The sequence below is a fragment of the Kribbella sp. VKM Ac-2566 genome, from assembly GCF_004366005.1.
In the GTDB taxonomy this organism is placed as follows: Bacteria; Actinomycetota; Actinomycetes; order Propionibacteriales; family Kribbellaceae; genus Kribbella; species Kribbella pratensis.
Genome location: NZ_SODT01000008.1, coordinates 1,344,800 through 1,371,346 on the forward strand (window position 1 = coordinate 1,344,800; position 26,547 = coordinate 1,371,346).

A 26,547-nucleotide genomic window follows, 5' to 3' on the forward strand; every position below is an offset into this window, starting at 1 on the left:
GGTCATGGCCGAAAAGCTGCGGGTGGTGCTGGCGGCGACGCCGGCGTACCGGGAGATGGTGTTCGCGCCGGAGAGTACGGCGCGGCTGGAGGCGCTCGGGGACCTCGTCGTACTGGATGATCCCGGCGATGCTCAGGCGTTGACGGCGGCGTTGCCCGGGACCGACGTACTGATCACATCGTGGGGAGCGACGCCGCTGACCGCGGCGGTGTTGGATCACGCGGACCGGTTGCGGTTGATCGCGCACAGTGCGTCGTCGGTGAAGCACTTCGTCACCGAGGAGGTGTTCCGGCGCGGCTTGCGGATCACGCAAGCGGGGCAGGCGATGGCGGAGCCGGTGGCCGAGGTGTCGCTCGCGTTCACGTTGAGCCTGCTGCATCGCATTCAGCGCTTCGATCACGCGATGCGCGATGGAGCATGGCGGGACGACGTACCAGCGCAGCATGGGCTGACGGCATCGCGGATCGGTGTCGTGGGCGCATCGCGGACCGGCGTCGAATACATCCGGATGCTCGTCGCGCTTCGGGCCGCGGAAGTTGTCGTCTACGACCCGTACCTCACGGACGAGCGTACTGCGGAGCTCGGCGTACGTCGTACCTCGCTCGACGACCTGCTCCGCACCAGCCGGGTCGTCGCCCTGCACGCGCCGACGCTGCCCGAGACGCACCACCTGATCGGCGCCCGCGAACTCGCGCTGATGCCCGACGGCGCGTCCCTCGTCAACACTGCCCGCTCGTGGCTGGTCGACACCGACGCGTTGCTCGACGAACTCCGCAGCGGCCGGATCGACGCCGCCCTGGACGTCTTCGACGAGGAGCCGCTCCCACCCGACGACCCGTTCCGCGCACTCCCGAACGTTTTCCTGACACCCCACCAGGCCGCCGCCACCGTCGAGTGCTACTTCGGGATGGGCCAGATCACGGTCAACGAAATCGAACGCCACGCCACCGGCCGCCCCCTCCAGTACGAACTGACGGAGACAGCCCTACGCCAGATGGCCTAGCACAACGGCTCGCTCGTGTGCATAAGAACAGGAGGTACTAGGTCCGCCCCTAGTGCACCTGACCGTGGCCGGGTCCGAGCGTACAGCGTCTCACCGGTGCACTACCTGTCCTTCTGCACACCCGGACGCCCAACGGTCGTGCACGTCGAACCATCCGGAGCCTCGTCGGCGCCGAACCCCTGGCATGCACAGGGCACTCGGGGCATTAGGTGGTGTGGTCGCAGCCGGTACGGCGCTCGCGGCCGGATATCTCGTCGCGGGCCTGACCGGCGGACCGTGGCCGGTCGACGCGGTCGGCGTACAGGTCATCGACCGGTCCCCCGGCCCGGTCAAGGACTGGGCGGTCCGGAGCCTCGGTACGGCCGACCGTCCGCTGCTGCGCGTCGGCATCTGCGTGACGCTCGTGATCGTGGCCGCCGTCGCCGGATGGATCGGCGCGCGCGGGCACCGGCGGACGGCGGCCGCGATCGCGGGCGGGCTGGGGCTGGTGGGGTTGGTGTTCGCGATCGTGAGCCGGTCGTCCGCCGCCAGCACGGTCGACCGGTTGCTGCCGGCAACGGTCACGTTGGTGCTCGCGGTGCTGGCGATGGCCCTGGTCACACACGCCGGCCCAGCGCGGGAGCCGGGCGATGCCGAGCAGCCGGACGGGTTTGATCGGCGGAGGTTCTTGCTCACCGTTTCGGCGTTGGCCGTAGTCGGGGCCGGGGCTGCTGGTGCTGCTCGGTTTGCGGGTGGGTCCGGGCAGGAGCTGCGGGCACGGGTTCGCGTGCCTCGGCCGACCGACGCCGCGGGACCGTTGCAGGCCAGTCTCGACGTTCCCGGCATAAGCCCGTTCACGACACCGAACGCCAAGTTCTACCGCGTGGACACGCTGCTCCAGGTGCCGCGGATCGACCCGCGGGACTGGGAGTTGCGGATCCACGGACTTGTCGACAAAGAGCTCCGGCTCTCGTTCGACCAGTTACTCGAACGACGGCTGATCGAGCGCGACATCACCCTGACGTGCGTGTCCAACGAGGTCGGTGGTCCTTACACCGGCAACGCCCGCTGGATCGGCGTACCGGTCGCGGATCTCCTGCGCGAAGTCGGCGTACGGCAAGGGGCTGACGCGGTGAAGTCGACCAGCGTCGACGGGCTCACCATCGGCACCCCACTCGCGGCGCTCACCGACGGACGGGACGCGATCCTCGCGCTCGCGATGAACGGCGAACCGCTGCCGTTCGAGCACGGCTTCCCGGTGCGGATGGTCCTCCCCGGCCTGTACGGGTACGTGTCCGCGACCAAGTGGATCGTCGACTTCGAGGTCACCAGGTTCCGGGACTTCAGTGCGTACTGGACCGACCGCGGCTGGTCCGTCGAGGCACCGATCAAGACGTCCTCGCGCATCGACGTACCGAAGGGATTCGCGACCGTGAAGGCCGGACCCGCGGTCGCCGCCGGGGTCGCGTGGGCGCAGCGCCGCGGCATCAGCAAGGTCGAGGTCCAGGTCGACGACGGCCCGTGGCAACCGGCCCGGCTGGCACCCGTCGACGGCCCGGACACCTGGCGGCAGTGGACGTTCCGCTGGAACGCCACCCCCGGCACCCACAAACTCACCGTCCGCGCGACCGACGCGACCGGCGGGCTGCAGACCGATCGGCAGGCATCGCCGCGGCCGAACGGCTCGAGCGGCCTGCACAACACGGTCGTGATGGTCGAGTGACCCATCCGGCCGCCGAACGGCTCCGAAGTACTCCCGTCAACAACCTCCTCAAGGAAGAGATCGAGTCATGACCAAGCACCTCACCCGCGCCGGAATCGCCCTCAGCGCGCTGGCCCTCGCAATGACCGCATCCGCTTGTGGGGGTGGCGACGACAGCAGCGCCTCCAGCAGTACGACGACCAGCACGAGCAGCAGCGCACCTGCGACCAGCACCACGCCGTCGACGAGCGACACGGCCGGCGGACTGGTCGGACCGGGCTGCGCCGACTACGCGAAGGCCAACCCCTCGGGCGCCGGCTCGATCGACGGTATGGCGGCCGCACCGCTGGCCACCGCCGCGTCCGGTAACCCCCTGCTCAAGACCCTGGTCGCGGCCGTCTCGGGCAAGCTGAACCCGAAGGTCGACCTGGTCTCCACGCTGAACGGCGGCGAATTCACCGTCTTCGCGCCGGTCGACGCCGCGTTCGCGAAGGTCCCCGCGGCGACCGTGAACACGCTGAAGACGAACGACGCGCTGCTGACCAAGATCCTCACCTACCACGTCGTACCCGGGCAGCTCGACCCGATGGCGGTCGTCGGCAAGCACCCGACCGTCGAGAAGCAGGACGTCACCGTGAGCGGCTCGGCCGACAGCCTGAAGGTGAACGGCGCCAACGTGATCTGCGGCGGCGTGAAGACCGCGAACGCTACGGTGTACCTCATCGACTCCGTTCTGATGCCCCCGGCAAGCTGACCGTGAACGAACCAACCGCGTTGCCTTGGCCCGCCGGATCGCACTCGCGATCCGGTGCGGTCGCGGACGGCGACCTGTTGATGCTGACCGCGACCGGTGACACGGCCGCGTTCAGCGCCCTCTACGACCGGGTCGCGCCGTGGGTGTTCGGGCTGGTACGCCGGATCCTCCGCAACCCGGCTCAGTCCGAAGAGGTGACCCAGGAGGTCATGCTCGACGTCTGGCGCACCGCGACCCGGTACGACGCCGACCGCGGCTCCGCGCACTCCTGGATCCTCACGATCGCGCACCGCCGCGCGGTCGACCGGGTGCGCTCCGAGCAGGCCGCCGCCGACCGAACCGAGCAGGTCGGCGCACGGTCCGCGGACGTCGCTTTCGACCAGGTGGCCGACACCGTCACCACCCGGCTCGAAGCAGAGCAGGTACGGCGATGCCTCGGCTCGCTGACCGAGCTGCAACGTGAATCCATCGAGCTCGCGTACTACAACGGCTACACCTACCCCGAGGTCGCCCAGCAACTCGGGGCCAAGCTTCCGACCATCAAAGCGAGAATGCGCGACGGCCTGATCCGCCTCCGCGACTGCCTCGGATCCACGAAGGGGCAGGCGCGATGACGGAACCCGACGTACACACCCTCACCGGCCCCTACGTGCTGGACGCGCTGCCGGACGACGAGCGGGTCCGATTCGAGGCCCACCTCGCGGAATGCACCTTCTGCACTACCGAGGTCGACGAGTTGCGTGCTGCCGCGGTGAAGCTGGCGACCCAGGTCGCCACTCCGCCGCCTCCCGCGCTCAAGGCGAACGTGATGTCCGCGATCGAGAACGTCCGCCAACTCCCCCCGGTCGTTCACGAGCAGACCGCCGTACGCCGGCGGTTCGGCCGTCGATCGGTTCTGGCGCTGGCGGCCGCGGCGGCTGTGGTCGCCGTCAGTGGCGGGATCGCGATCGACCAGTACCAGGATCGAACCGCAGCGGAGCAGGCCAACCGGCAGATGGCCGCCGTTCTCTCGCAGCCCGACGCGCGGACCGTTCACGGGGCGGTCCAGGGCGGCGGGCAGGCCACGGTCGTCGTGTCGGCGAAGGCCGACAAGTCGGTCGTCGTACTGCGGGATCTGCCCAAGCTTCCCGCGGACCGGACCTACCAGCTGTGGATGATCGACCCCGGGCAGACCGCCCACTCGGTCGGCCTTGCGGCCGGGGATCTCACCGAGGTGATCAACGGTTCGACCGCCGGGATGAAGGCGTTCGGTCTGACTGTCGAGCCCGACGGCGGCTCCCCCAAGCCGACGCTCCCGGCAGCGGCACTGATACCGCTGACCTAGTGGCCGGCCGGCAAACGCTCATCCAGATCGAGTCCCGCCCCGGGCGCTGAAAACTCGTACTCATCGGACCGATGAGTTCGGGTGGTCTCGCTGGTCTGTACAGGTGTGACTAGAGAACAACGATGGGTTTTGGGCTTGGCCTCCCTCGGGTCGGTCATGGTGGCGCTGGACGCTCTCGTGGTGGCGGCGGCGCTGACGACGATCCGCGGTGACCTCGGCGCAACGGCCGAGCAGCTGGAATGGACGGTCAACGCCTATGGACTGAGTTTTGCGATGCTTCTGATGACGGCCGCCGCGATCGGCGACCGTCTGGGCCGGCGCCGTACCTTTGCCGCCGGTTTGGCGCTCTTCACCGCCGCGTCGGTGGGGTGCGCGTTGGCCACGACGCTGCCGTTCCTGATCGCGGCCCGGGCCGTGCAGGGCGTCGGCGCGGCGATGGTGATGCCGTTGGCGATGAGCCTGCTCGGGGCGGCGTTCCCGCCGGAGCGGCGCGGCCAGGCGATCGGCGTGTTCAGCGGCGTGACCGGGATCGCCGTACTCGGTGGGCCGCTGATCGGCGGCGCAGTCACCGAGGGACTGTCGTGGCAGTGGATTTTCTGGATCAACGTGCCGATCGGCGCGGTCGCGATCGCGTTGGTGCTGACGAAGATCCAAGAGAGCACCGGCCCGGCGCGACGCCTGGACCTGGTCGGCGCGGTGTTGATCAGTCTCGCCGTACTGGGCCTGGTCTGGGGCACGGTGCGCGGTGAGTCGGCCGGCTGGGCGAGTGCCGAAGTACTGGGTGCTTTCGCGATCGGGGTCGTGATGCTGGCGGCGTTCGCGTGGTGGGAGCGGCGGACGGACCATGCAATGGTGCCGCTGGAGTTCTTCCGGAACCGGACGTTCACCGCGGCGAACTCGGCCGGGTTCTTCCTCAGCGCGGCGTTGTTCAGCGCGGTCTTCTTCCTGTCGCAGTACATGCAGGTCGTGCTCGGATCGGCGCCGTTCAAGGCGGGTCTGCAACTGCTGCCGTGGACCGCGACGCTGTTCATCGTCGGCCCGATCGCCGGCCGGCTGGTCGACCGCGTCGGTGAGCGACCGCTGGTCGTCATCGGTATGGCGCTGCAGACCGCCGGCATGTTCTGGGTCAGCCGCGGCGCGGACCACTACTGGGAACTGGTCGTGCCGCTGGTCGTCACCGGGTGCGGGATCTCGCTCGCGATGCCCGCGGCGCAGAGTGCGGCGATGGCGGCGCTGCCCCGGGAGGCGGTCGGGATCGCGTCCGGGATCTACAGCATGAACCGGCAGATCGGCGGCGCGGCCGGGGTCGCCGTCCTCGGCTCGGTCTTCACGGCGGCCGGCGGCTACACCGGCCACGGCTTCGGCCGGGCCCTCGCGGGTTGCGGCGTACTGTCGTTGATCGCGGCCCTCTCGGGGCTGGCGATCGCGGCCCGCCGTCGTACCGGCGAGCCCGTGGTGGCGAAGGTGGCAGAAGGAGTCGGATGAATCTCGAGGAGGAGTTCGCGCAGCATCGGGGCGAGCTGGTCGCGCACTGCTACCGGATGCTCGGCTCGCTGCACGACGCCGAGGACGCGGTCCAGGAGACGTACCTGCGCGCCTGGCGTGGTCACGCGGACTTCGAGCACCGTTCGTCGGTCCGGACGTGGTTGTACCGGATCGCCACGAACGTGTGCCTGAACCTCCTGCAGCACAGCAGCCGGCGGGTCGTCCCGTCGACGCTGGGTGCCCCGGGCAACGATCCCGACGAGCTGCACGCCCAGGCCCTGGAGGTGCCGTGGCTGGAGCCGTTCCCGGATCAGTTGCTCGGGGCCGACCCGGCCACGGTGGTCGGCGATCGCGCGAGCCTGCGGCTGGCGATGGTCGCGGCGATGCAGCACCTTCCGCCGCGGCAACGCGCCGTACTGATCCTGCGCGAGGTGCTCACGTGGCCGGCCGCGGACGTCGCCTCGTTGCTCGACACCACGACCGCCGCGGTGAACAGTTCGCTGCAGCGCGCACGGGCCGAGCTCGCGCGGTTGCGGCCGCGTGAGGACGAATTGAGCGAGCCGCACGAACCGTTGCGGCGAGCGTTGCTCGACCAGTTCCAGGCGGCGATGGAGAGCAAGGATCTCGTCGTACTGGAAGGGCTGTTCAGCGAGGATGCGCGGTGGGAGATGCCGCCGATCCCGACCTGGTTCAGCGGGCGTTCCGACGTACTGCGGTTGCTCGACTCGAAGCTGCGCCCGGGTCCGGGCCGACGGGTGCTGGTCGAGACGTCGGCGAACGGCCAGCCGGCCTTCGCGCTCTACATCCGCGGCACGGACGATCTGTTCCACGCGCATTCGATCAAGGTGCTGACGTACACGAAGGACGCGATCTCGGCCGTGCTCGCGTTCCACCAACCTGCTTTGTTCCCAGCCTTCGGGCTGCCCCTGATCCATGGGAGATCTTGATGTCCTTGGCAACCACTCTGCGGGAACTGCACGTTCCCGGCACGCCCCTCGTCGTACCGAACGCGTGGGACGCCGCCTCGGCCCGGATGGTCGAGAAAGCCGGCTTCGCCGCGGTCGCGACCAGCAGCAACGCGACGGCCGCTGTCCTCGGGTACGACGACGGCGAGCACGCGCCCGTCGACGACGTACTGGCGGGTGCGGCGCGGATCGCCCAGTCCGTGTCCGTCCCGGTCACGGTCGACTTCGAACGCGGGTACCGGCTCGCTCCGGGCGAGCTCGTGGAACGCTTCCTCGCGACCGGCGCCGTCGGGCTCAACCTGGAAGACTCCGACCCGGCGACCGGGTCGATGATCGACGCCGGTGAGCAGGCGGACTTCCTGGCCGCGGTCCGTGCCGCGGCCGGTGACGCGCTGGTGATCAACGCCCGGATCGACGTGTTCATCCGCAAGGACGGTACGGCGGACGAACAACTGGCGACCGCCCTCGACCGCGGGAACCGCTATCTGGCCGCCGGCGCCGACTGCGTGTACCCGATCGGCGTCGGCGACCTGGACCTGATCTCCACGCTCACCACGCAGCTCGACGGTCCGGTGAACGTCGGCTACGGGCAGGGCGCGAACTCGGTCGCGGACTACGCGGCGCGCGGTGTCGCCCGGGTCACCTTCGGCCCGATGTTCCAGCGGCACCTGTACGCGAAGTTCGCCGACACGCTCCTGCCCGCGATCGCCGTGGACCACAATCCGTTCGCGCTCTGACTCACTGCATGAGGTCGGGAACCTCCTCGGCGTGGATTCGGCCGCGGTCCTGCTTTTCGGCGGACCGTAGAGCGGCGCGGGCTGCGGTCGGATCCGCGGGGCGGCGATGGTGCCAGTCGGTGACGGACTGGTAGGCGGCTGCGACAGAGAGGAGGCGGTCCTCGCCGAACGGCTTGCCACCGAGGATCGTGCCGATCGGTACGCCGTTCGCGCTGAACCCGATCGGCAGGGCCAACTCGGGAAGTCCGAGCGCGTCGAACGGTGTCGGTGACGTCTGCACCACGACGTCGCACTGCTCGAACAGGTCCTCGAGGACCCGCTCCAGCAGCACCACCTTGGCGCGCTGGCCGATCAGGAACTCGTTGGCTCCCAGCAGCGCGCCCTGCAGCCAGCCCGTCACGGACACGCCGAAGCCGCGGAGGTTCGACTGCAGCATCGGGAGGAACGGCTCGCTCCGCTCCGGCAGCCGCACGTTGTTGAAGGCCGCGTTCGTGAGCAGGTCCCACTCGTCGGGCATGGTCACGTCGACAACCGACAGTCCCTCGATCCCGGCGAGGACGTCGAGTGCCGTCGTACGAGCGGCGGCGGTCTCCGACGTACCGCTGGCGAACCCGGGGATCACGCCGATCCGGGTCCGCCAACGGGCCCGTCCCGGTCGCACCGGTGTCGCTGCCGTAACGAGGTCTGGTATGGGCGGAAGTCCTTGTGTTCTTGGGTCTTCCGGGTCCTCGCCGGCCATTGCGGTGAGCATGATCGCGGCGTCCATCGCGTCGCGCGCCAGCGGGCCCGGGTGGTCGCGGGTGTAGCTCAGCGGAACGATGCCGTGCAGCGACACCCGGCCCATCGTCGGCTTCAAGCCGGTCAGGTTCTGGGCGTTCGACGGTGCGGTGATCGAGCCGCCGGTCTGCGTCCCGACCGCCGACGTCGCGAGCCGGGCTGCGACCGCGGTCGCCGATCCGGACGACGAACCACCTGGGTCAGTGGTGGGATCGTTCGGCGTCCACGCGTTCACGGTGGTGATGCGGCCATCGGGCGTGGTCGCACGAGTGGTGGCCAGCGGCCCCATCTGGGTCTTGCCGAGGACGATCCCGCCGGCCGCGGTCAGCCGACGTACGGCAGTCGCGTCGAAGGGCGGCACGAAGTCGGCGAACAGGTACGAGTTCGCCGTCGTGGTGACACCCCGCGTGTAGTAGTTGTCCTTGATCGCCAGCGGGATCCCGTGCAGTGCGCCGCCGCGGGTCCGGCCGAGCGCCCGCGCCCGGGCCAGCGCCTCATCGGCGAGCACCAGGTTGAACGCCTGGTACGCCGAGTCGAACGCCTTGATCCTGTCCAGATGGGCTTCCACCAACTGTTCGGGCTTCAACTTGCCCTTGCGGATCAACGTGGCGGCTTCGGCGATCGTGAGCTCGCTGACGTCCACCGATCTCGCCGGTACGTCGACCAATGACGCCGTACCGCTTGACTCGGGAGCTGCGTGCGCGACGGCCGGCAGCGCTACCGAGCCGACTGCGGTGGCGGCGACCAGTGCGCTCGCGCGGTGGAGGAACGATCGCCGGTCGACCTGGCTGTCCTGCGGCGCGCTCATTGGGCCTCCCGGACGACGTCGATGGACGGGTACAGCTTCGGCGGCGCGGCCTGCTGAGCGAGCCGGGCGTCCGCGGCGAACGTGTACGAGCTCAACGGCAGCACCGTCGTACGCATGAATCCGCGCAGACTGGCGAGCACGGAATCGCGGCCCGGGCTCCCGGTGTCCGGATCCGGCGCGCTCCCGGCCGGCAACTGTTCGAGATCGATTCCGATGGAAGCCAGACGCGCCCTGATCATCACGTTCAGCTCGGCGTCGGTGGGCTGACTGAGACTCACGAGTCCCTCCCGGTCGTGGCGGCAACCTGTCAGCCTTTTATGTCATCTTCAACTACTCCGCACGTTTCGCGGGGATCACCACCAGGTTGCGGCGCACCGTGGTGTGGGATCGGATCGATCGGGTACTGACGGTTCGGTAGTAGAAGGCAACCATCGAGAGAACGGGGAAACCACGATGGGCATGTTCGACAACATGAAGGACAAGGCCGGCGACCTGGTCGACGAGCACGGCGACAAGGTCAACGAGGGCATGGACAAGGCCGGTGACTTCGCCGACGAGAAGACCGGCGGCAAGTACGGCGACAAGATCGACCAGGGCACCGACATGGCCAAGGACCAGCTGGACAACCTCGACGGCCAGAACGACGACATCCCGGACGACCAGTCCTGAGCCAGTCCTGAGGCGGCCGTGGTTCGCACCGCGGCCGCCCAGCGGCCTGTCTGCCCGGCGCCCGCGAACGCTTGAACAAGGTGGTCGATGCTGCGGGCAACGAATTTCCTGAGGGCCGGCTGAGATTTCGGATGAATGCTGGCGGCTACCAAGTGGTCGCTGGTGGTCAGAAACGGCCACAGGGGTACGTCTCACGCGCTGCACGACGTAGCATCGGCTCCAAGGGGTGGGTTGGGGCTGCAGGGGGGAACTGCATGATGCTGGGTTTTTGCCTGCGCTCAGGGACGGGCAGCAGATGACGCCGCTGCGGCGGATTCTGGTCTGGATCTCTGGTGCGTCGGCGGGGCTGGGGGCTGCGCTGGCCGCGACGATTCCGTTCGAGGGCGCGGAACTGATCGACATCTCGCGGCGCGGTGGTGCGCCGGGTGTGCAACACGTCGCGGTGGATCTCGCCGACCCGAAATCGTGGGCGGTGGTGGAAAAGGACTTCCGGCAACGGATCGAGGCCGGCAACCCGGAACTGGTGGTGTTCATCCACAACGCGGGGACGCTGACGCCGCTCGGCTCGGCGGATCACGTCGACACCGAGGAGTACACGCGCAACGTGCTGCTGAACTCCGCGGCCGCTCAGGTGCTGGGGCAGTCGTTCCTCCGCGCGGTGTCCGGACGGGACTGCGAGCAGCACCTGATCATGGTGTCGTCCGGCGCAGCGAACCGGCCGCATGAAGGCGAATCCAGCTACTGCGCGGGCAAAGCCGCGATCGACCAGTGGGTGCGCACCGTCGGGCTCGAGCAGCAGCACCGAAGTCCCGGCTGCCGGGTGATCTCCGTGTCACCCGGCTCGATCGACACCGACATGCAGGCCGAACTGCGAGCGGCCAGCCCCGACGAGGTGCCGGTGTCGGACCGCTTCCGCGAAATGCAGGCCCTCGGCCACCTCGCGAAACCGGAGACCGTGGCACGCACGATCTGGTCACTGCTCGACCGCGATCTCCCCAGCGGAACCGTGCTGCACGTCCGCGACGTGACCTAGCGGCCTCCGGCGACTCTCCAGGTGTGGGAGACGCCGGCGGCGAGAGACACCTCCTCGCGCTGCTCCCGGTGCCGGAGTACGACGGTGGTGTCCCGGTCGGCCGTGAGTACGGCGTTGGCCGCATCCGCGGACCAGGTGAGGTCGACCCGGACACCGCCGCGGGCCCGGAGACCGGTGATCGAGCCCTCCGGCCACGCTTCCGGGAGCGCGGGGAAGATCTCGAGCTCGCCGGTGTGGCTCTGCAGCAACATTTCCGCGATCCCGGCGGTCGCACCGAAGTTGCCGTCGATCTGGAACGGCGGGTGCGCGCAGAACAGGTTCGGGTACAGGCCGGATCCGTCGCCCACGTAGTCGGTGCCGGAGTCCGCGGCGGGGGTGAGCAGTTCGCGGACCAAGCGGTGGGCGGCGGCGCCGTCGCGGAGCCTTGCCCACAACGAGATTCGCCAGGCCAGCGACCAGCCGGTGCTCTTGTCGCCACGCAACTCCAGGGTGCGGGCAGCGGCCGCGGCGAGTTCCGGCGTACCGTCCGGGGTGATCTGGTCGCCGGGATGCAGGCCGATCAGGTGCGACGTGTGGCGGTGCTGCAGCTCGGCCTCGGGCAGGTCGGCCAGCCATTCCTGGAGCTGCCCTCGGCTACCGATCTTCGGGTCGGGGATCCGCTTGCGGGCTGCCGTCAGGTCGTCGATCAGTGGGTCCGCGAGGCCGAGCTCGGCGGCGGTCTGCGCGCACCGATCGAACAGGTCGGCGATCAGCGACAGGTCCATCGTCGACGAGGTCGTGACCGAGGCGGGTTTGCCGTCTTCGGCCACGTACTCGTTCTCGGGTGAGGTGGAGGGGGCGGTGCCGAGGGTGCCGTCCGGGAGTTCGATCAGCCAGTCCCGCGCGAATTCGGCGGCGCCTCGCAGCGTCGGCCAGACGTCGCTCAGGTACTCGCGGTCGCCGGTGAACGCATAGTGGTCCCAGAGGTGCCGGCACAGCCAGACGCCGGCCATCGGCCAGTTCGACCATTTCGGGTTGCCGTCGACGGGCGCGGTCCAGCACCAGGCATCGGCGTTGTGGTGGGCGGTCCAGCCTTTGGCGCCGTACAGGTGTTCGGCGGTACGGCGGCCTGCTACGGCGAGATGTTTGACGTAGTCGAGGAGCGGTTGGTGGCACTCCGAGAGGGACGTGGTCTCGGCGGGCCAGTAGTTCATCTCGGTGTTGATGTTGACCGTGTAGTTACTGCTCCACGGCGGCTGCAGATGCTCGTTCCAGATCCCTTGCAGGTTGGTCGGCAAACCTCCTGGACGGGAGCTGGAGATCATCAGATATCGCCCGAAGTTGTAGATCAGCGCGGCCAACCCGGGGTCGTCCCCTGCCTCCACGAGCCGCCGGTCGGTCGTCAGCTCCTTTGCCGAACGAAGAGTGAGCACCGACCGGCGAAAGAGCTCCTGATAATCGCGAACATGCTCCTCCCGCAACCCCACGCCAAGCCGCCCACCGTCCCCCACCTCGGCCTCGTCCGTAGGTGTCGACGAAGCGGATGGTGACCCACCGCCTCGTCGGGCGCGAACGGTACCCGCGGACACGCCGGCGTCGTCCGCGCCGGTCCCCTTGGTGAGTGCGGTGCGGGCCGCGGTGTCGGCCGCCTCTTGGCACTCCTCCGCGGTGCGGGTCGGGGCGGTGTGTGGGTCTTCGTAGCCGGTGGCTGTGGAGAGGACGACCAGGAGTTCCGTGGTGTTGCTGACGGTCAGTTGGTCGTTCGTGGGCGTGAGCGTGCCGTTGGTGTGCGCACGCAGTACGGCGGCCGCGTTCATCCCGCGGTCGTCCCCGTCGGAGTACTGGATCGGCTCGGCGGCGTTCCCGTGGGGCGGGGCGACCGACGACGGACAAATGGCTAGCAGTGCTAGCCCGTTGTCGCCGAGGGTCTGCGTGGTCGCGCGGAGCTGCGAGGTGAGGCTGAGCGTCACCGTCAGCGGCTGCGAGGCGCCCAGACGTAGGACCAATGCCTGCGCCGGCGCGCTGACGAAGACCTCCTGCCAGACCGCGACGCCGCCGACCTCGTACTCGGCGCGGGCGACCGCGGTGTCCAGGTCGAGCCGGCGCCGGTAGTTCGAGACCGCACCGGCGGACTCGAAGTCCAGCAGCAGGTCGCCCAGCGGGAGATAGGCCTGCGAGTGACCGCTGTGAAACACGTGCGCGAGCTCCTCGGCCGCGCGCACGTCGCCCGCCGCCAGCGCCGCTCGCACCCGCTCAACCGCACCTGCCCCGACCTCGCCGACCGGAGTCTCGAGGCGGCGGGTTGTCGTGGGGCTGCCGGACCAGCAGGTTTCGTCGTTCAGGGCGATCCGGTCCTGCGTGGTGCCGCCGAACCACATCGCGCCGATCCGGCCGTTGCCCAGCGGGAGCGCCGCCAGCCAGTCCGCCGCGGGAGCGTCGTACGTCAACTCGGTGGCGGCCGCAGTCATCCGATCTCTCATGCCGCGATCCTCCCCCGCGCGCACACCGCTGCGCGACCGGGGGTCCGACTACTGGTCAGGTATGCCGGACCTGGGCCACTCACCAACCGCGGCGGGCCGCCCCGGGGCAGGCGTGTAGCAGCAGTGAGCGAGGGCGTCGGGACGAGTTGGTGAGTGACGGACGTCCGCGCAGCGCTCAGGCGGCTTGGGCGAACTGGGTTGCGTAGAGGTCGGCGTACAGGCCGCCCTGGGCGAGCAGTTCGTCGTGGGTGCCGCGTTGCTGGATGCGGCCCTCGTCGAGGACGAGGATGACGTCGGCGTTGCGGATCGTGGAGAGGCGGTGCGCGATGACGATCGACGTACGGCCGACCAATGCGTTCGCAAGCGCGGTCTGGACGGCGGCCTCGGATTCGGAGTCGAGGTGCGCGGTGGCCTCGTCGAGGATCACGATCGACGGTGACTTGAGCAGCAGCCGCGCGATCGCGAGCCGCTGACGTTCGCCACCGGACAACCGGTATCCGCGATCACCGACCACGGTGTCGAGCCCGTCCGGCAGGCTGTCGACGAGGGTCGCGATCTGCGCCGCTTCGAGCGCCTTGTGCAGTTCGTCGTCGGTCGCGTCCGGGCGGGCCAGCTGCAGATTCGCGCGGATCGTGTCGTGGTACATGTGCGAGTCCTGCGTGACCACACCGATCGCCGCACGGAGCGAGGCCTGGGTGACTTCGCGTACGTCGTGACCGCCGACCAGGACCGCGCCTCCTGTGGCGTCGTACATCCGGGAGACGAGCGAGGAGAGCGTGGATTTCCCGGCGCCGGACGGGCCGACGACGGCGACCATCTGCCCGGGCTCGACCATGAACGTGACGTCCTTGAGGACCTCTTCCCCGGTCTCGGCCGACAGCGTCGCGACCGACTCGAGCGAGGCGAGCGACACTTCCTTGGCGGACGGGTAGTGGAACGACACGTGATCGAACTCGATCGACGGCTCCGCATCCGACGGGAGCGTCTTCGCGTCCTTGCGGTCGGCAACCATCGGCGGCAGGTCGAGCACCTCGAGGACCCGCTCGAAGCTGACCAGCGTGGTCATGATGTCGACCTGCATGTTCGAGAGCGCGGTGAGCGGCCCGTAGAGCCGGTTCAGGTACGCCGTCAGCGCGACGACCGTACCGATCCCGAGCGCTCCTTCGACGGCGAAGACCCCACCGACGCCGTACACGAGAGCGACCGCAAGCGCGGCTACCAGGGTGAGCGAGACGCGGAAGACGCCGGCGTACATCGAGGTGGTGACGCCGATGTCGCGGACCCGGGCGGCCTTGCCGGCGAAGTCCCGCGAGGCATCCTCGGTGCGGCCGAACACCTTGGCGAGCACCGCGCCGGCGACGTTGAAGCGCTCGGTCATGGTCTGCGCCATGGTGGCGTTCAGCTTGTACGTCTCCGCTGTTGCCGTGCGCAACTTTCCGGCGAGGAGGCGGGCGGGGATGACGAAGAGCGGGAGTACGACGAGCGCGAGCAGGGTGATCTGCCACGACATCACGAACATCGCGGCGAGTACGAGCGTGACGCTGAGCAGGTTGCTGACCACGTTCGAGAGCGTGGAGGTGAACGCCTGCTGGGCGCCGAGCACGTCGCCGTTGAGGCGCTGGATGAGCGCGCCGGTCTGCGTCCGGCTGAAGAACGCGACGGGGAGCTGCTGCACGTGGTCGAACACGGCGGTGCGGAGGTCGTAGACGAGACCCTCGCCGATCCGCGACGAGAACCAGCGCTCGGCAAGCGTGATCGCGCTGTTCGCGACCGCTAGCAGTGCTACGACGAGCGCGAGCCAGACGACCACTTGGGCGTGGCCCGGCACGATGCCGCGGTCGATGATCGCCTTGAACAGCAGCGGGGTGGCCGCGCCGGTGCCGGCGTCGAGAGCGACGAGGACGAGAAAGGCGGCCAGATGCCCGCGGTACGGACGGGCGAACCCGAGGATCCGGCGGAGCGTGCCCGCCGACAACTTGTGGTGCCGGACGGAGGAGTCCTTCAACAGCGAGCGCATCGCGCGCCCACCGCCCCCTCCCCCACCCGGAAGTCCGGAAATCTGCGACATGCAGTTCCTTCCAGTCAGGGACAACAACATAGTGAGGCTAACTCACTATGAGCTAACCTCACAAGATGGTGTTTTGTTCCCCGCGGGCGCGAGGGCTCCCATTAGGCTCTGGGCATGCGTGATCCCGATGATGCTGCGGAGCAGATTGCCGGCCTGCTGGACGGGATCGTTCGCCGCCAGCGGCGGGCCTCGCGGGAGGGGTTCGGCGAGAGTGTCACGCACGGGCAGTTCCGGGTACTGCGGACGCTCGATCGCGCGGACCGGCTGCTGCGGCTGAGCGAACTGGCAGCGCAACTGGGCATCGTGCCGCGATCGGCGACGTCGGTCGTGGACGATCTGGAGGCGGCCGGGCTGGTCGCACGGCAGCCGGACCCACACGACCGCCGCGCCACCCTCGTCTATCTCACCCCTGACGGCCTGAAAGTTCTGGCCACCCTCCGCAAGAAACGCCGCGACGTGATGGCCGGCCAACTCGCCCGCCTGACGGCGGACGAGCAGCAAACCCTCGCTGATCTCCTCCAGCGCCTCGCCGAGGAATAACCCGCACGCCACACGTTGCACCCTCTACGCACCCCGACGTCCCACCCAGCCCCGCCTCCCGTGGGTTGACGTCCGAGATGCAGGGTTTGCGTCCGGGATCTCGGACGCAAACCCTGTATCTGATGGGTCGACCCACCAACGGCGGGGATCCGGGTGGGGCGGGTCAGGCCTTCTTCAGGTGGGCGATGATGCCGTCGAGGTCTTCGATCATGCGGTCGGGGCGGACCATGTGGCCGCCGGGATCTTCGTAGGCGGTGAAGGGGATGTTGGCCTTGTCGAGGGCGGCGCGGAACTCGCGTTGGCCGGCCAGGACCTGGGTCTCGTTGGCATAGTCGAACGGGTCGGGGCTCGGGCTGGTGCCGGCGACCAGGAAGATGCGCTTGCCGCGGTAGCGCTCGAGGTTCTCCATCGGGTTGTCGGCGGTGACGCGTGCCTCGTCCCAGGCCGGGGCGCCGTAGATCGTCCCGCCGGCCAGGTCGACGGCCGCGGAGGACACGTTCGCCCAGTGCACGACCAGGCCCGAGTCGCGGCGGACGCTCGCCGGACCGGAGTGCGAGCTGACGGAGGCGAAGTGGCCGTAGTACTTCGCCGTGTACTTGAGCGCGCCGAAGCCGCCCATCGAGAAGCCGGCGACGGCACGGCCGGCGAACTCGGCGTACGTGCGGAAGTTGGCGTCGATCCACGGCACCAACTGGTTGAGGTGGAAGCTCTCCCAGTTGCGCGGGCCGGTGTTGGAGCTGACCGGGTTGGAGTACCAGCCGGCCTTGCCGCCGTCCGGCATCACCACGATCAGCGGCTTGCCCGCGGTCCAGTCGCGGATGCCGAGGCGGTCGAACGCGATGAAGTCCTGGTTGCCGCCGTGCAGCAGGTACAGCACCGGGTAGGTGCGCCCGCTGGTGTGATAATCGCTCGGCAGCAGGACGTTGACGGCCGGGGCCCAGCCGATCGCGTCGGTCTGGAAGCGGTAGTACCACATCCGCGGATCGTCTTCGTTCCGCTCGATGATGTGCAGACCGAATCCGTCGTCGGCCGCACTCGCGGCGACGGAGGTGGCCAGAATGGTGCCGGCGCCGAGGCCGGCGGCGACGGTCAACCCGCCGGCGGCCTTCAGCATCGTGCGCCGGGTGGGGCGAGGTGCGCTCACCATGATCTCCTGAGCTATGAGGGGACAGAACAATCACCGTCGGTGACGGTGTTGATCTAAGTTAGTAGCATAACTTTGGGGTCAGGCCCCGCAGAGGAGTGTTGTGACAGCGAATCCGCCCCGTCGGAAGACCGGCGGCCGCCAGGCGCAGATCACCATCGCGGACATCGAGCGGGAGGGCCTGCGGATCGGCCTGACCAACCTGACCGTGAACGGGGTCGCGACCGCGCTGGGCGTCACCCCGACCGCGCTGTACCGGCACGTCGACGGCAAGCTCGGGCTCGAGGCGCTGGTCGGTGAGGCGGTACTGCGGGAGCTGCACATCGTCGACGACCCGGACGACGACGTCGAGGCGCACTTGTTGTCGTTCGCGCGGCAGCTGCACACGTTCGTCCTCGAGCACCCCGGGCTCGCGGCGTACCTGCAAGGGCTGTTCCCGCGCGGTGAAGCCGGCGTACGGCTGCAGCGGGAGGCGGTCGAGGCGCTCGGTCGGCGCGGCTACAGCCCGGCCGGCGCGGTGCTGATGTCAGGCACCGTCGCGTCGCTGGCGATCAACCTGACCGCGGCCGAGGAGCGGCATCGCCCGTACTTCGAAGGTCCGCACCAGCGCGAACTCGAGAAGGTCTATGCGCTCCTCGCCGCGGACGAGGTGCTGAGCGCGGCACATCAGGAACTCCCGACGATCACCTCCGAGCCGTACTTCCGCATGGTGATGACCGGCTGCATCCGCGGCCTGGTCGCCGCGGCACCACCGAACCGCCCGGTGATCGACGTCCTCACCGACCTCGGCCTGGAGTAGTCGGCGTCAATTGCCAGCAGCGAGCGCTCGGGCGCCGGCCAGTTCGTAGAGGAACGTGTTGACCGGGGTCGGGACGGCCGATTCGGCGCCGAGGCGTACGACGGCGCCGGTCCAGGCGTCGAGCTCCGACGGGCGGCCGGCGATCAGGTCGCGCTGGAGCGATGTCGTTCCGTCGGCGGGGAGCTGATCGACCCAGGCGAGCGTTCGCGGTACGACGTCCTCGGCGAGCCGAATGCCTCGCGCCAGTGCGATGTCGCGGATCTCGGTGATGGCCTCGGTGAGCAGCCGGCGGGTGGCGGGGTGGGTGCGGAGTACGCCGTACCCTGCGCCGGTCGCCGTACCGAGGCCGCCGCCCGGGACGACCGAGAGGAACTTCGTCCACAACGCCGCCCAGATGTCGTCCGGAACGGTCGCCTGGAGTCCCGCCGCGACGAAGGCGTCGCGGAGCAGACCGGTTCGCGGCGTGGCCGTGTTGTCCCATTCGCCGAAGTTGAGCTTCCCGTTGCCGAGATGCCGGATCACGCCGGGACCCTCGACGTACGCGATCACTTCGGCGGCTCCGGGCAGTACGGCGTCGCGCCCGTAGACCTCGGCGACCTGATCGGGCGCCTCGACTCCGTTCTGCACCGTGACGATCGCGGTGTCCGGTCCCACGAGCGGGCGGATCGCGTCGATCGCGTCGGGCAGCTGCCACGTCTTCACGCAGATCAGCACGTAGTTCACCGGACCGATCTCGGTCGGCTCACTGGTCGCCTGCACAGGTAGCTGCAGGTCACCCGCTGGGCTCCGCACCACCAGGCCGTCGGCCTTCAGCGCCTCCAGGTGCTTGCCACGGGCCACGAACGCCACGTCCTGCCCGGCAGCGGCCAGCCGCGCGCCGAAGTACCCGCCCACACCGCCCGCGCCGACGATCCCGATCCTCACAACCCACTCCCTCGGTTACCGGTTCAACTGGTAACAGCGATGATAGACTACGCGCCATGGACACGCGCTTCACCTGGGTCGGCGGGCGGCCGTCGGTCGACTTCACCGCGACCCTCGGCAAGCGGCAGCAGGCGCCGTTCGAGCGCATCCCGGAGCCGGCCGATCTCGGCCGCTGGTTCCGCGAAGCCGGGCTCGCTCAGGACGAGCCGGCTGTTTCGGGGCGTGCGTATCGCCAGGCTGTCGAGTTGCGGGAGGCGTTGTACCGGCTCTTCACCGGGACGACGTACGACGCTGATCTCGAGGTGGTCAATCGTTGGAGCAGCCGTCCGTTGGCGGGGCCTCGGCTGACGTCGGACCTTCGTGCGGAGAGTGCGGCGGTCGATGTGCCGGGTCTGCTCAGTGGGTTGGCTCGGGACGCGGTTGACTTGCTGACCGGTCCGCTTGGCGATCGGATCCGAACGTGTGCGGCGGACGAGTGTTCGCTGCTGTTCGTCGACGCGAGTCGTGGCGGGCGGCGGCGATGGTGCTCGATGAACACGTGTGGAGCGCGCGCCAAGATGGCGACGTACCGCGCTGTGGATTGATTGCGAGTTTCGCGCAATCGGCCAGAGGGGTCGCGGTCGGGATGGTTGATTGTGGGCATGCGTACACCGACTACAACACCGGCGCAGGCGGCCGGGATGATCCGGCGGGACCAGGACCTGTTGCTGAGCCGGATCGAGGGATTGAGCGAGGACGAGCTGCGGGCGCCGTACGACGTGGCCGCCGGACCGCTCGGGGACTTCTGTGACTCGTTGCACGACCTGGTCGCGCACGTGCTGATGTGGGACGAGGTCACGCTCGCCGTACTGCGGGACGCCCGGGCGGGACGCCTGCACTGGAGTCTCGATCCGCGCTGGGAGACCGCCGAGATCGGGCGCGCGCTCAACCTCGGCGGCGTCGAGGCGGGCCGGCTGATCCCGTCCGAACTCGTGCTGCACCGGTTCCACAGTGTCGGCGAGGCGCTCGTCGACGAGATCTCGCGGTACGACGAGGAGACCTGGGCGGACCCGTCGACAGGTGCCGGGTTCGACGGCGGGATCGGGGCGCTGGCGGAGTACGTCTCGACGACGCCCGACGGGATCCTGTTCGCGCACGCGGCGCGTCACCTGCAGCCGGTGAGCGCATGACGCCCGAGCTCGTCGACAGCCCGGAGTACGGGCCGGAGACGGACGCGCTGCGGAAGGTGCTCGCCGATCAGCCCGGCTACCCCGAGCTCGATCCGTACCAGGCGTTACTGCTGGATCGGGAGGAGCTGCCGGATCCGGCGCTGGCGGGTGAGCGTGATCCGCGGCCGGGGATCGAGGACGTCGTGATCGAGCTGCCGGGGCGGTCCCTCGAGGCGCGGATCTACGGCATGTCGCCGGAGCCTCGACCGGTTCTGCTCTGGTTGCACGGTGGTTCTTTCATCGGCGGGCATCTGCGGGACATCGAGTACGCGACGTCGGGGATAGCTGCCGACGGCAACGTTACTGTCGTCTCCCTCAACTATCGACTCGCGCCGGAGAATCCTTATCCAGCAGGGCTTCTCGACGTTCACCACACGCTTCAGTGGATCCGCGAGAACCTCGACGGCGACGGGCGGGTCGCGGTGGGCGGTCAGAGTGCGGGCGCGGGCTTGGCCGCGGGGGCGTGTCTGCTCGCTCGGGACCAAGGTGGTCCTGTTCCCGATCGTCAGATCCTGTGCTACCCGACGCTGGATTTGCGCCCGGACGCCGAGTGGCACGAGTGGTACTTCCCCACGGACGACGTACCGGCAACCGCCGTGCCGCTGCGGGCCGACTCGCTCGCGGGGCTTCCGCCGACGCTGATGCTGGCGGCCGGGCGGGACTCGTTGCGCGACGACGCGCTGGCGTATGCGGGTCGCCTGGAGCAGAACGGCGTACCGACGCGGCTGGTCGAGTACGCGGACACGATGCACGCGTTCCTGAACTTTCCGGGCGCACTGTCCGCCGGCCGCCACGCGGTCGAACTCATCGCCGCGGACCTTCGTGCTGCGTTTTCCTAGTTTCCTAGTTTCCCTGGTTTTCCTAGTGGTCGGCGCGGTGGGTGAAGAAGCGGGCCGGGTTGCCGGCGGCGCGCGGGTTCGACGCCAGCCAGACGGCGAACGAGTCGGGGTGGCGGCGTTCGAGTTCGTCGAGGTAGGCACGGCGTACGTCGACCATCGCCTGTCTTCGGTCGGGTCCCATCGCACGCTGGAGCTGGGTGAAGCTTCGCCGCCAGGCGAGGCACAGCTCCTCGTCGCTCAGCTCGCCGACGCTCCGCACCACGGCGACGAGGTACTTCGGCATCGGTAAGCCCGCGGCCGGGTCGTCCTCGGCGCGGACCGCGTTCAATTGGCGGTTCGATGCCTTGGGCAACCTGATCGTCCGGCGCGGCCGTTCCCGCGCCGGCCGGTCGGCCCGGCCCGAGCGCAACCAGCCGATGACCGGCGGAGACACGCCGACCATCAGCAGGAGCAGCGTCACGGTGCGGACTCCGATCGCGGCGGCGTACCCGCAGATGGCGAGTACGCACAGCCCGCCGAGCACCGCACCGCGGGGAACCATGTTGAGTAGGTCAGAGGTCGGCAGATCGCGGCCGAGACCGATGCTGAGACAGATCGCGCCGGCGGTGAAGGCGGCGATCATGAAGACCACCAGGTTCGTCCCCGGTGACACGAACACCAGCGCGCTGACCACACCGAGAATGGCCAGCAGTCCCACGGCTGCCCGCCAGATCCGCTGATACCGCAGCTCGACGTCCACCATGCTCACCCAGTGCCCATCGCCCGGTCCTCCAACCGGAGTCGAGTGGCTCCCCCTAGACCAGTGTTACTCGTTTCAGGGCAGTAATGAAGGCCGCCGTGGCCGGCGGGTCGGGCGGTTCGCCGTACGTGGCGAGCAAGATGCGGCGAACGACCGGCAACTCGGTCGATCGCACCCCGTCGGCGAGGTGCGCCCGCAACGCCAGACCGGGCGTGGTGGTGACACCGAGACCGGCGCGGACGAGGGCCTGCTTGACGATCACATCGTCGCTGGTGAAGGCGATCCGCGGCGTGAAGCCGGCGTCCGCGCACTGCTGCAGCAGCTCGTGGCGGCAGTTCACGCAGCCTGCGATCCAGTCCGAGTCCCGATGGTCGGCGAGGGTTTCTCCGGTCCGGCGGCTGAGCAGATGGATCGGGTCGTCACGCAGGTACGTGTACCGGATGCCGTCGTCCGGCTGCTCGTCGTCGTACCGGAAGACGATCGCGAGATCGATCGCACCTGCCCGCAACTGCTGGACGGCAACCCGCGGGTGGACGTCGGTGAGTTCGAACTGGAGGTTCGGGTGCTCGCGGCGGAGCTCGGCCGCCGCGGGTGGGACGAGTTCGCTGAGCGCCGAGCTGAAGGCGCCGACCCGGACCAGGCCGGAGCGCAGGCCGACGAGGGCGGCGAGTTCGGCGTCGGCGGCGTCGACGCGGCCGACGATCTCCGCGGCGCGGCGCGCGAGCACCTCGCCCTCCGGGGTGAGCCGGATGCCGCGGCCGGCCTTCTGGACGAGCTTCGCGCCGGTCGCGGCCTCGAGCCGGGCGAGATGGTGGCTGACGGTGGGCTGCGTGTAGTGCAGCGCCGCGGCCGCCGCGGTGACCGAACCGTGCGCGGCGACCGCGGCCAGCACGCGCAGCCGGACGAGATCGAGCATGTATCGATCCTATCTATGCTTCGGTCGCCACATTGGCATTGGACGCATGTATCAGTCCGGAGCAGGCTGGACGCCATGACCGGCACAGTGATCTGGCACATGACGATGTCCCTCGACGGCTTCATCGGGGACCGCGACGACAGCGTCGACTGGATGTCCGCTGCCGACGGCGGCCCGTCTCGGCTCGGCGCCGAGGTGATCGCGACGTGCGGCGCATTCCTGTGCGGCGGCAAACGCGTCGAGGCGGTCGGCGAGAACCGGCCGTACGGCGGGGCTTGGCAAGGCCCGATCCTCATCTACACCCGCAAGGACCCGGCCACGAACCCGATCCCGGAATTCACCTACGTCTCCGGCGACATCCGGGACGTCGTGGCCCAAGGCCTCGAGGCAGCCGCCGGCAAGAACCTGGTGGTCACGGGCGGCACGGTCCCCCGCCTAGCGGTCGAAGCCGGTCTCGTGGACGAGGTCGTCCTCCACATCATCCCCGTCCTTCTCGGCGAGGGTGTCCGCTTCTACGACAGCCCCGGCGTACACCCCACGAAACTGAAGCTCCTGACCGCCGAGAACCTGAACTATCGGTTCGAGGTCCTGAAATAGTGCAACCGGTTGCACGGACCTTTGTGGTGTGGGCATGGCATCACGTGCCGGCCGGGCGCCGGGGGTCACCATCGGGGACGTCGCGGCCGCCGCCCAGGTTTCGCGGTCGACGGTGTCGCGTGCCTTCACCCGGCCGCAGCTGCTAAGCCAGGAGACCGTGACGCACGTCCGCGCGGTCGCGATGCGGCTCGGGTACGTCGGCAACCAGGCGGCGCGGGCGCTGTCGACGGGACGGTTCGGGAACATCGCGGTCGTCGTGCCGGATATCGCGAACCCGTTCTTCCCACCGCTGGTGCGAAGCCTGCAACTGGCCGCGGAGACCGCCGACCTCGCGGTGTTCCTCGGTGACTCCGACGAGTCCGCGGAGCGGGAGGCCAAGCTGATCGCCCGGCTCGCGCCGCAGGTCGAGGGGTTCGTGCTCGCGTCGCCGAGGCTGTCCGAGAAGTTGATCCGCGAGCTGGCGGCGACCCGTCCCACCGTCCTGGTCAACCGCGATCTGGACGGGATCCCGCGGGTGCTGATCGACTCGTCGGGCGGGATGACCGAGGCCGTACTGCTGTTGAAGAAGCTCGGCCACCAGCGGCTCGCGTACCTGGCCGGGCCGCGCGACTCGTGGTCGGACCAGCAGCGGCGGGAGGCGCTGACGCAGACGTCCGCCAAGGCGGGGCTGACGGTGGAGATCGTCGAGGTCGGGCGGCCGACCTACGCAGCCGGGCGGGACTCGGTGTCGGCGGTCGTCGGATCGGGAGCGACCGCGGCCATCGCGTTCGACGACGTGGTGTCGCAGGGCGTGCTGGCCGGGCTCGAGGTGCGCGGCATCTCGGTGCCGAAGGACTTCAGCCTGGTCGGCTGCGACGACACGCTCGCGGCACTCACGACGCCGGCCCTGACCAGTGTCTCGGCGGGTGCCGCAACCGCGGGTACGGCGGCCGCGAAACTGCTCGTGAACCTGCTGGAGGCCGTCGAGCCGAGCGCCGAGTGCATCACGATCGCGACCCATCTGGTGACGCGCGCGACGACCGCGGTGGCACCGAAGCCGACGCCCTGATGCGTTGACCTGCAACCGGTTGCATGCTGGAATCACGAACATGACGCGTATCGCCATCGCCGGCGCCGCCCATCCGCACGTGGCCTATGCCACCGCGGAGGTCGATCAGGTCGCGGCGTACGAGCTGGTCGCGGTGGCTGATCCGTCCCGCGAGACCGCCGAGCGGTGGGCCACGCCGTACGACGCCAAGGTGTTCACCGACCACCAGCAGATGCTGCGCAAGGTCGAGCCCGATGTCGTCATGGTCGCCGGGATCTACGGCGACCGCGGTCAGGTTGTGGTCGACGCTCTGAACGCCGGCTGCCACGTGATCGCCGACAAGCCGCTGTGTACGACGCTCGAGGACCTCGACGCGATCGCCGAGGCCGCGGAGCGGACCGGCCGCCACGTGACCCTTCTGCTGGAGAAGCGGTACTACCCCGTCACCCTCGCCGCACTGGGAATCGCGGACCAGCTCGGCACGATCCACGGCGTGACGTCGTCCGGCCCGCACAAACTGAACCGCCCGACGCGTCCGGCGTGGTTCTTCGAACGCCCGCGGTACGGCGGACTCCTCAACGACCTCGCCGTCCACGACATCGACGCCGCCCTGCTCTTCACCGGCCTGACCAGCGGGACCGTGAGTGGCTCGATCGTGAACAGCTCGTACGGCGTCGCGACGCTGAGCGGACCCGGTGCGGTCATCACCGCGGGCGTGGACTGGATGAACCCGGCAGGCACGCCCGTGCACGGCGACTACCGGATGAAACTCGTCGGCACCGGAGGCACCGCCGAACTGCTCTGGGCGCGCAACCGCCTCGTCCTCACCACGACCGACCTGGCGCCGCACGACGTACCGCTGCCTGCTGGTCATCGCCCGGCCGAGCTCGTCCTGCAGGCGCTTGCTGAGGGCAACGAACCGGACATCACCACCGAGCGCGGCCTGCTGGCGACGCGGCTCGCACTCCTCGCGCAACGGTCCGCCGAGAACGGCGGCGTACCCATCTCCTGGACGACCGACTGAAGAGAGGTCCTATGCGTTTCGCCCTCATCGGCGCCGGCATGATCGGCGCCGTGCACGCTCGCCTCATCAAAGCCCTCGGTGACGAGGCTGTGCTCGCTGCCGTCGTCGACCAGAACCTCGAACGGGCCGGCAAACTCGTCTCGCAGTACGGCGGCCGGGCCTATGCGACACCGGCCGAGGCGTACGCCGGGGAGGAGGTCGACGCCGTCGGGATCTGCCTGCCGAGCGCACTGCACGCCGATGTCGGCGTCGAGGCGCTGCGAGCCGGCAAACACGTGATCGTCGAGAAGCCCGTCGACATCACGCTGGCCGCCGCCGACCGGTTGATCGAGGCGCAGCGGGACACCGGGCTGACCGTCTCGGTGATCAGCCAGCGGCGGTTTCAGCCACCGGTCGCGCAGATCCGGGCCGCGATCGACAGCGGCACTCTCGGTCGTGTGACGTCCGGGATCGCCGAGTCGGCGTTCTTCCGGCCGCAGTCCTACTACGACGGCGACGACTGGCGCGGCACGCTCGCGATCGACGGCGGCGGCGCCCTGATGAACCAAGGCATCCACGCACTCGACCTGCTGGTCTGGATGCTCGGCCGGCCGGTCCAGGTGAGCGCGCAGACCGGGCGGCTCGCCCACTCGGGGATCGAGGTCGAGGACCTCGCCGGTGCATCGATCGTCTTCGAGAGTGGGGCGATCGGGCTGATGCTGGCCAGTACGGCGGCCTACCCGGGCCGTCCGGTGCGGCTGACGATCCACGGCGATCAAGGGACAGCAGTCCTCGACGACGATGAGCTCGCGTACTTCGCCGCGGCGAACGCCGACGCGCCCGAGGCGCCGGTGCTGGAAGGGCCGGACGGGTGGGGGCCGGTCGAGCTCGCGCATCTCGCGCAGTACCGCGACTTCATCGGCGCGGTCCGCGAAGGCCGCCCGCCGGCGGTGACCCTGGAGGCCGGGCGGCGGTCGTTGGCGACTGTGCTGGCTGTCTACGAGTCCGCCCGTTCAGGGCAACCGGTCAAACTGAAAGAGGACTGACC

General features: G+C 69.3%; 27 protein-coding genes. 19 read left to right on the forward strand and 8 right to left on the reverse strand.

What is annotated here, in order from left to right; all coding sequences use genetic code 11:
- The first annotated feature begins 4 nt into the window (after window positions 1-4).
- The 8 genes from EV647_RS09340 to EV647_RS09375 all read left to right on the forward strand — a co-directional run bounded on the left by EV647_RS09340 (window position 5) and on the right by EV647_RS09375 (window position 7,949).
- Window positions 5-1,003, forward strand: coding sequence for a hydroxyacid dehydrogenase (locus EV647_RS09340; protein WP_134001001.1), 999 nt, complete (start codon window positions 5-7; stop codon window positions 1,001-1,003).
- Between the two features lie 184 nt (window positions 1,004-1,187).
- Window positions 1,188-2,705, forward strand: coding sequence for a molybdopterin-dependent oxidoreductase (locus tag EV647_RS09345; protein WP_134001003.1), 1,518 nt, complete (start codon window positions 1,188-1,190; stop codon window positions 2,703-2,705).
- Window positions 2,706-2,772: 67 nt separating this feature from the next.
- On the forward strand, window positions 2,773-3,438 hold the full coding sequence (locus EV647_RS09350) for a fasciclin domain-containing protein (RefSeq protein WP_134001005.1): 666 nt from the start codon (window positions 2,773-2,775) through the stop codon (window positions 3,436-3,438).
- Window positions 3,439-3,440: 2 nt separating this feature from the next.
- Entirely contained in the window at window positions 3,441-4,052 is a 612-nt protein-coding gene (gene sigK / locus EV647_RS09355) for an ECF RNA polymerase sigma factor SigK (protein ID WP_238175237.1), read from the forward strand.
- Entirely contained in the window at window positions 4,049-4,762 is a 714-nt protein-coding gene (locus EV647_RS09360) for an anti-sigma factor domain-containing protein (RefSeq protein ID WP_134001007.1), read from the forward strand. Before sigK ends, EV647_RS09360 begins: the two co-directional genes overlap by 4 nt.
- A 135-nt stretch (window positions 4,763-4,897) precedes the next feature.
- Window positions 4,898-6,247, forward strand: a complete 1,350-nt coding sequence (locus EV647_RS09365) for a DHA2 family efflux MFS transporter permease subunit (RefSeq protein ID WP_238177113.1) — start codon at window positions 4,898-4,900, stop codon at window positions 6,245-6,247.
- Window positions 6,244-7,194, forward strand: a complete 951-nt coding sequence (locus tag EV647_RS09370; protein ID WP_134001009.1) for a sigma-70 family RNA polymerase sigma factor — start codon at window positions 6,244-6,246, stop codon at window positions 7,192-7,194. Before EV647_RS09365 ends, EV647_RS09370 begins: the two co-directional genes overlap by 4 nt.
- Entirely contained in the window at window positions 7,194-7,949 is a 756-nt protein-coding gene (locus tag EV647_RS09375) for an isocitrate lyase/phosphoenolpyruvate mutase family protein (protein ID WP_134001011.1), read from the forward strand. Before EV647_RS09370 ends, EV647_RS09375 begins: the two co-directional genes overlap by 1 nt.
- Window position 7,950: 1 nt before the next feature.
- On the opposite strand, the gene EV647_RS09380 is transcribed toward EV647_RS09375, so the two are convergent.
- The gene (locus tag EV647_RS09380) at window positions 7,951-9,534 is read right to left on the reverse strand and encodes an amidase (RefSeq protein WP_134001014.1); all 1,584 of its coding nucleotides are present in this window, start codon (window positions 9,532-9,534) and stop codon (window positions 7,951-7,953) included.
- A complete protein-coding gene (locus EV647_RS09385) occupies window positions 9,531-9,812 on the reverse strand; it encodes a hypothetical protein (protein WP_134001016.1) in 282 nt (93 codons plus the stop codon). The genes EV647_RS09380 and EV647_RS09385 overlap by 4 nt, the downstream gene beginning before the upstream one ends.
- 175 nt (window positions 9,813-9,987) lie before the next feature.
- Here EV647_RS09385 and EV647_RS09390 point away from each other — a divergent pair, with 175 nt between their 5' ends.
- Complete coding sequence (locus EV647_RS09390) at window positions 9,988-10,203, forward strand: antitoxin (RefSeq protein WP_134001018.1); 216 nt, start codon at window positions 9,988-9,990, stop codon at window positions 10,201-10,203.
- Between the two features lie 268 nt (window positions 10,204-10,471).
- The gene (locus EV647_RS09395) at window positions 10,472-11,236 is read left to right on the forward strand and encodes an SDR family NAD(P)-dependent oxidoreductase (protein WP_134001020.1); all 765 of its coding nucleotides are present in this window, start codon (window positions 10,472-10,474) and stop codon (window positions 11,234-11,236) included.
- Here the strand turns inward: EV647_RS09395 and EV647_RS09400 are convergent.
- On the reverse strand, window positions 11,233-13,695 hold the full coding sequence (locus tag EV647_RS09400) for a glycoside hydrolase N-terminal domain-containing protein (protein WP_134001022.1): 2,463 nt from the start codon (window positions 13,693-13,695) through the stop codon (window positions 11,233-11,235). The genes EV647_RS09395 and EV647_RS09400 overlap by 4 nt on opposite strands.
- A gap of 175 nt (window positions 13,696-13,870) precedes the next feature.
- Window positions 13,871-15,712, reverse strand: coding sequence for an ABC transporter ATP-binding protein (locus EV647_RS09405; protein ID WP_134001024.1), 1,842 nt, complete (start codon window positions 15,710-15,712; stop codon window positions 13,871-13,873).
- Window positions 15,713-15,877: 165 nt separating this feature from the next.
- Between EV647_RS09405 and EV647_RS09410 the strand changes: the two genes are divergently transcribed.
- Window positions 15,878-16,303: a MarR family winged helix-turn-helix transcriptional regulator gene (locus EV647_RS09410; RefSeq protein WP_134001026.1), complete on the forward strand. Its 426-nt coding sequence runs from the start codon at window positions 15,878-15,880 to the stop codon at window positions 16,301-16,303.
- A gap of 163 nt (window positions 16,304-16,466) precedes the next feature.
- Here the strand turns inward: EV647_RS09410 and EV647_RS09415 are convergent, their stop codons facing one another.
- The gene (locus EV647_RS09415) at window positions 16,467-17,447 is read right to left on the reverse strand and encodes an alpha/beta hydrolase family protein (protein WP_305016640.1); all 981 of its coding nucleotides are present in this window, start codon (window positions 17,445-17,447) and stop codon (window positions 16,467-16,469) included.
- A 103-nt stretch (window positions 17,448-17,550) separates the two neighbouring features.
- Here EV647_RS09415 and EV647_RS09420 point away from each other — a divergent pair, with 103 nt between their 5' ends.
- Window positions 17,551-18,246 carry a TetR/AcrR family transcriptional regulator gene (locus tag EV647_RS09420; protein WP_134001030.1) on the forward strand — a complete coding sequence of 232 codons (696 nt, stop codon included), beginning with the start codon at window positions 17,551-17,553 and terminating at the stop codon, window positions 18,244-18,246.
- A gap of 6 nt (window positions 18,247-18,252) precedes the next feature.
- On the opposite strand, the gene EV647_RS09425 is transcribed toward EV647_RS09420, so the two are convergent.
- Complete coding sequence (locus EV647_RS09425; protein WP_134001032.1) at window positions 18,253-19,170, reverse strand: 2-dehydropantoate 2-reductase; 918 nt, start codon at window positions 19,168-19,170, stop codon at window positions 18,253-18,255.
- A gap of 56 nt (window positions 19,171-19,226) precedes the next feature.
- Here EV647_RS09425 and EV647_RS09430 point away from each other — a divergent pair, with 56 nt between their 5' ends.
- From EV647_RS09430 to EV647_RS09440, 3 genes are read left to right on the forward strand one after another with little or no spacing between them, the layout of a single operon-like run.
- Window positions 19,227-19,754: an ABATE domain-containing protein gene (locus tag EV647_RS09430; protein ID WP_134001034.1), complete on the forward strand. Its 528-nt coding sequence runs from the start codon at window positions 19,227-19,229 to the stop codon at window positions 19,752-19,754.
- Between the two features lie 57 nt (window positions 19,755-19,811).
- The gene (locus EV647_RS09435; RefSeq protein ID WP_134001035.1) at window positions 19,812-20,339 is read left to right on the forward strand and encodes a DinB family protein; all 528 of its coding nucleotides are present in this window, start codon (window positions 19,812-19,814) and stop codon (window positions 20,337-20,339) included.
- Window positions 20,336-21,217, forward strand: coding sequence for an alpha/beta hydrolase (locus EV647_RS09440; protein WP_134001037.1), 882 nt, complete (start codon window positions 20,336-20,338; stop codon window positions 21,215-21,217). The genes EV647_RS09435 and EV647_RS09440 overlap by 4 nt, the downstream gene beginning before the upstream one ends.
- A gap of 22 nt (window positions 21,218-21,239) precedes the next feature.
- Here the strand turns inward: EV647_RS09440 and EV647_RS09445 are convergent, their stop codons facing one another.
- Both EV647_RS09445 and EV647_RS09450 read right to left on the reverse strand, forming a co-directional pair.
- Window positions 21,240-21,965, reverse strand: coding sequence for a hypothetical protein (locus EV647_RS09445; protein ID WP_134001039.1), 726 nt, complete (start codon window positions 21,963-21,965; stop codon window positions 21,240-21,242).
- 46 nt (window positions 21,966-22,011) lie between these two features.
- Window positions 22,012-22,872 carry a LysR family transcriptional regulator gene (locus EV647_RS09450; protein ID WP_134001041.1) on the reverse strand — a complete coding sequence of 287 codons (861 nt, stop codon included), beginning with the start codon at window positions 22,870-22,872 and terminating at the stop codon, window positions 22,012-22,014.
- Between the two features lie 75 nt (window positions 22,873-22,947).
- Between EV647_RS09450 and EV647_RS09455 the strand changes: the two genes are divergently transcribed.
- The 4 genes from EV647_RS09455 to EV647_RS09470 are packed head-to-tail and all read left to right on the forward strand — an operon-like array spanning window position 22,948 to window position 26,545.
- Complete coding sequence (locus EV647_RS09455; protein ID WP_166680259.1) at window positions 22,948-23,469, forward strand: dihydrofolate reductase family protein; 522 nt, start codon at window positions 22,948-22,950, stop codon at window positions 23,467-23,469.
- Window positions 23,470-23,503: 34 nt separating this feature from the next.
- Window positions 23,504-24,517 carry a LacI family DNA-binding transcriptional regulator gene (locus EV647_RS09460; RefSeq protein WP_134001045.1) on the forward strand — a complete coding sequence of 338 codons (1,014 nt, stop codon included), beginning with the start codon at window positions 23,504-23,506 and terminating at the stop codon, window positions 24,515-24,517.
- A 40-nt stretch (window positions 24,518-24,557) separates the two neighbouring features.
- Complete coding sequence (locus EV647_RS09465; RefSeq protein WP_134001047.1) at window positions 24,558-25,520, forward strand: Gfo/Idh/MocA family protein; 963 nt, start codon at window positions 24,558-24,560, stop codon at window positions 25,518-25,520.
- An 11-nt stretch (window positions 25,521-25,531) separates the two neighbouring features.
- On the forward strand, window positions 25,532-26,545 hold the full coding sequence (locus EV647_RS09470; protein WP_134001049.1) for a Gfo/Idh/MocA family protein: 1,014 nt from the start codon (window positions 25,532-25,534) through the stop codon (window positions 26,543-26,545).
- Window positions 26,546-26,547 lie beyond the last annotated feature (2 nt).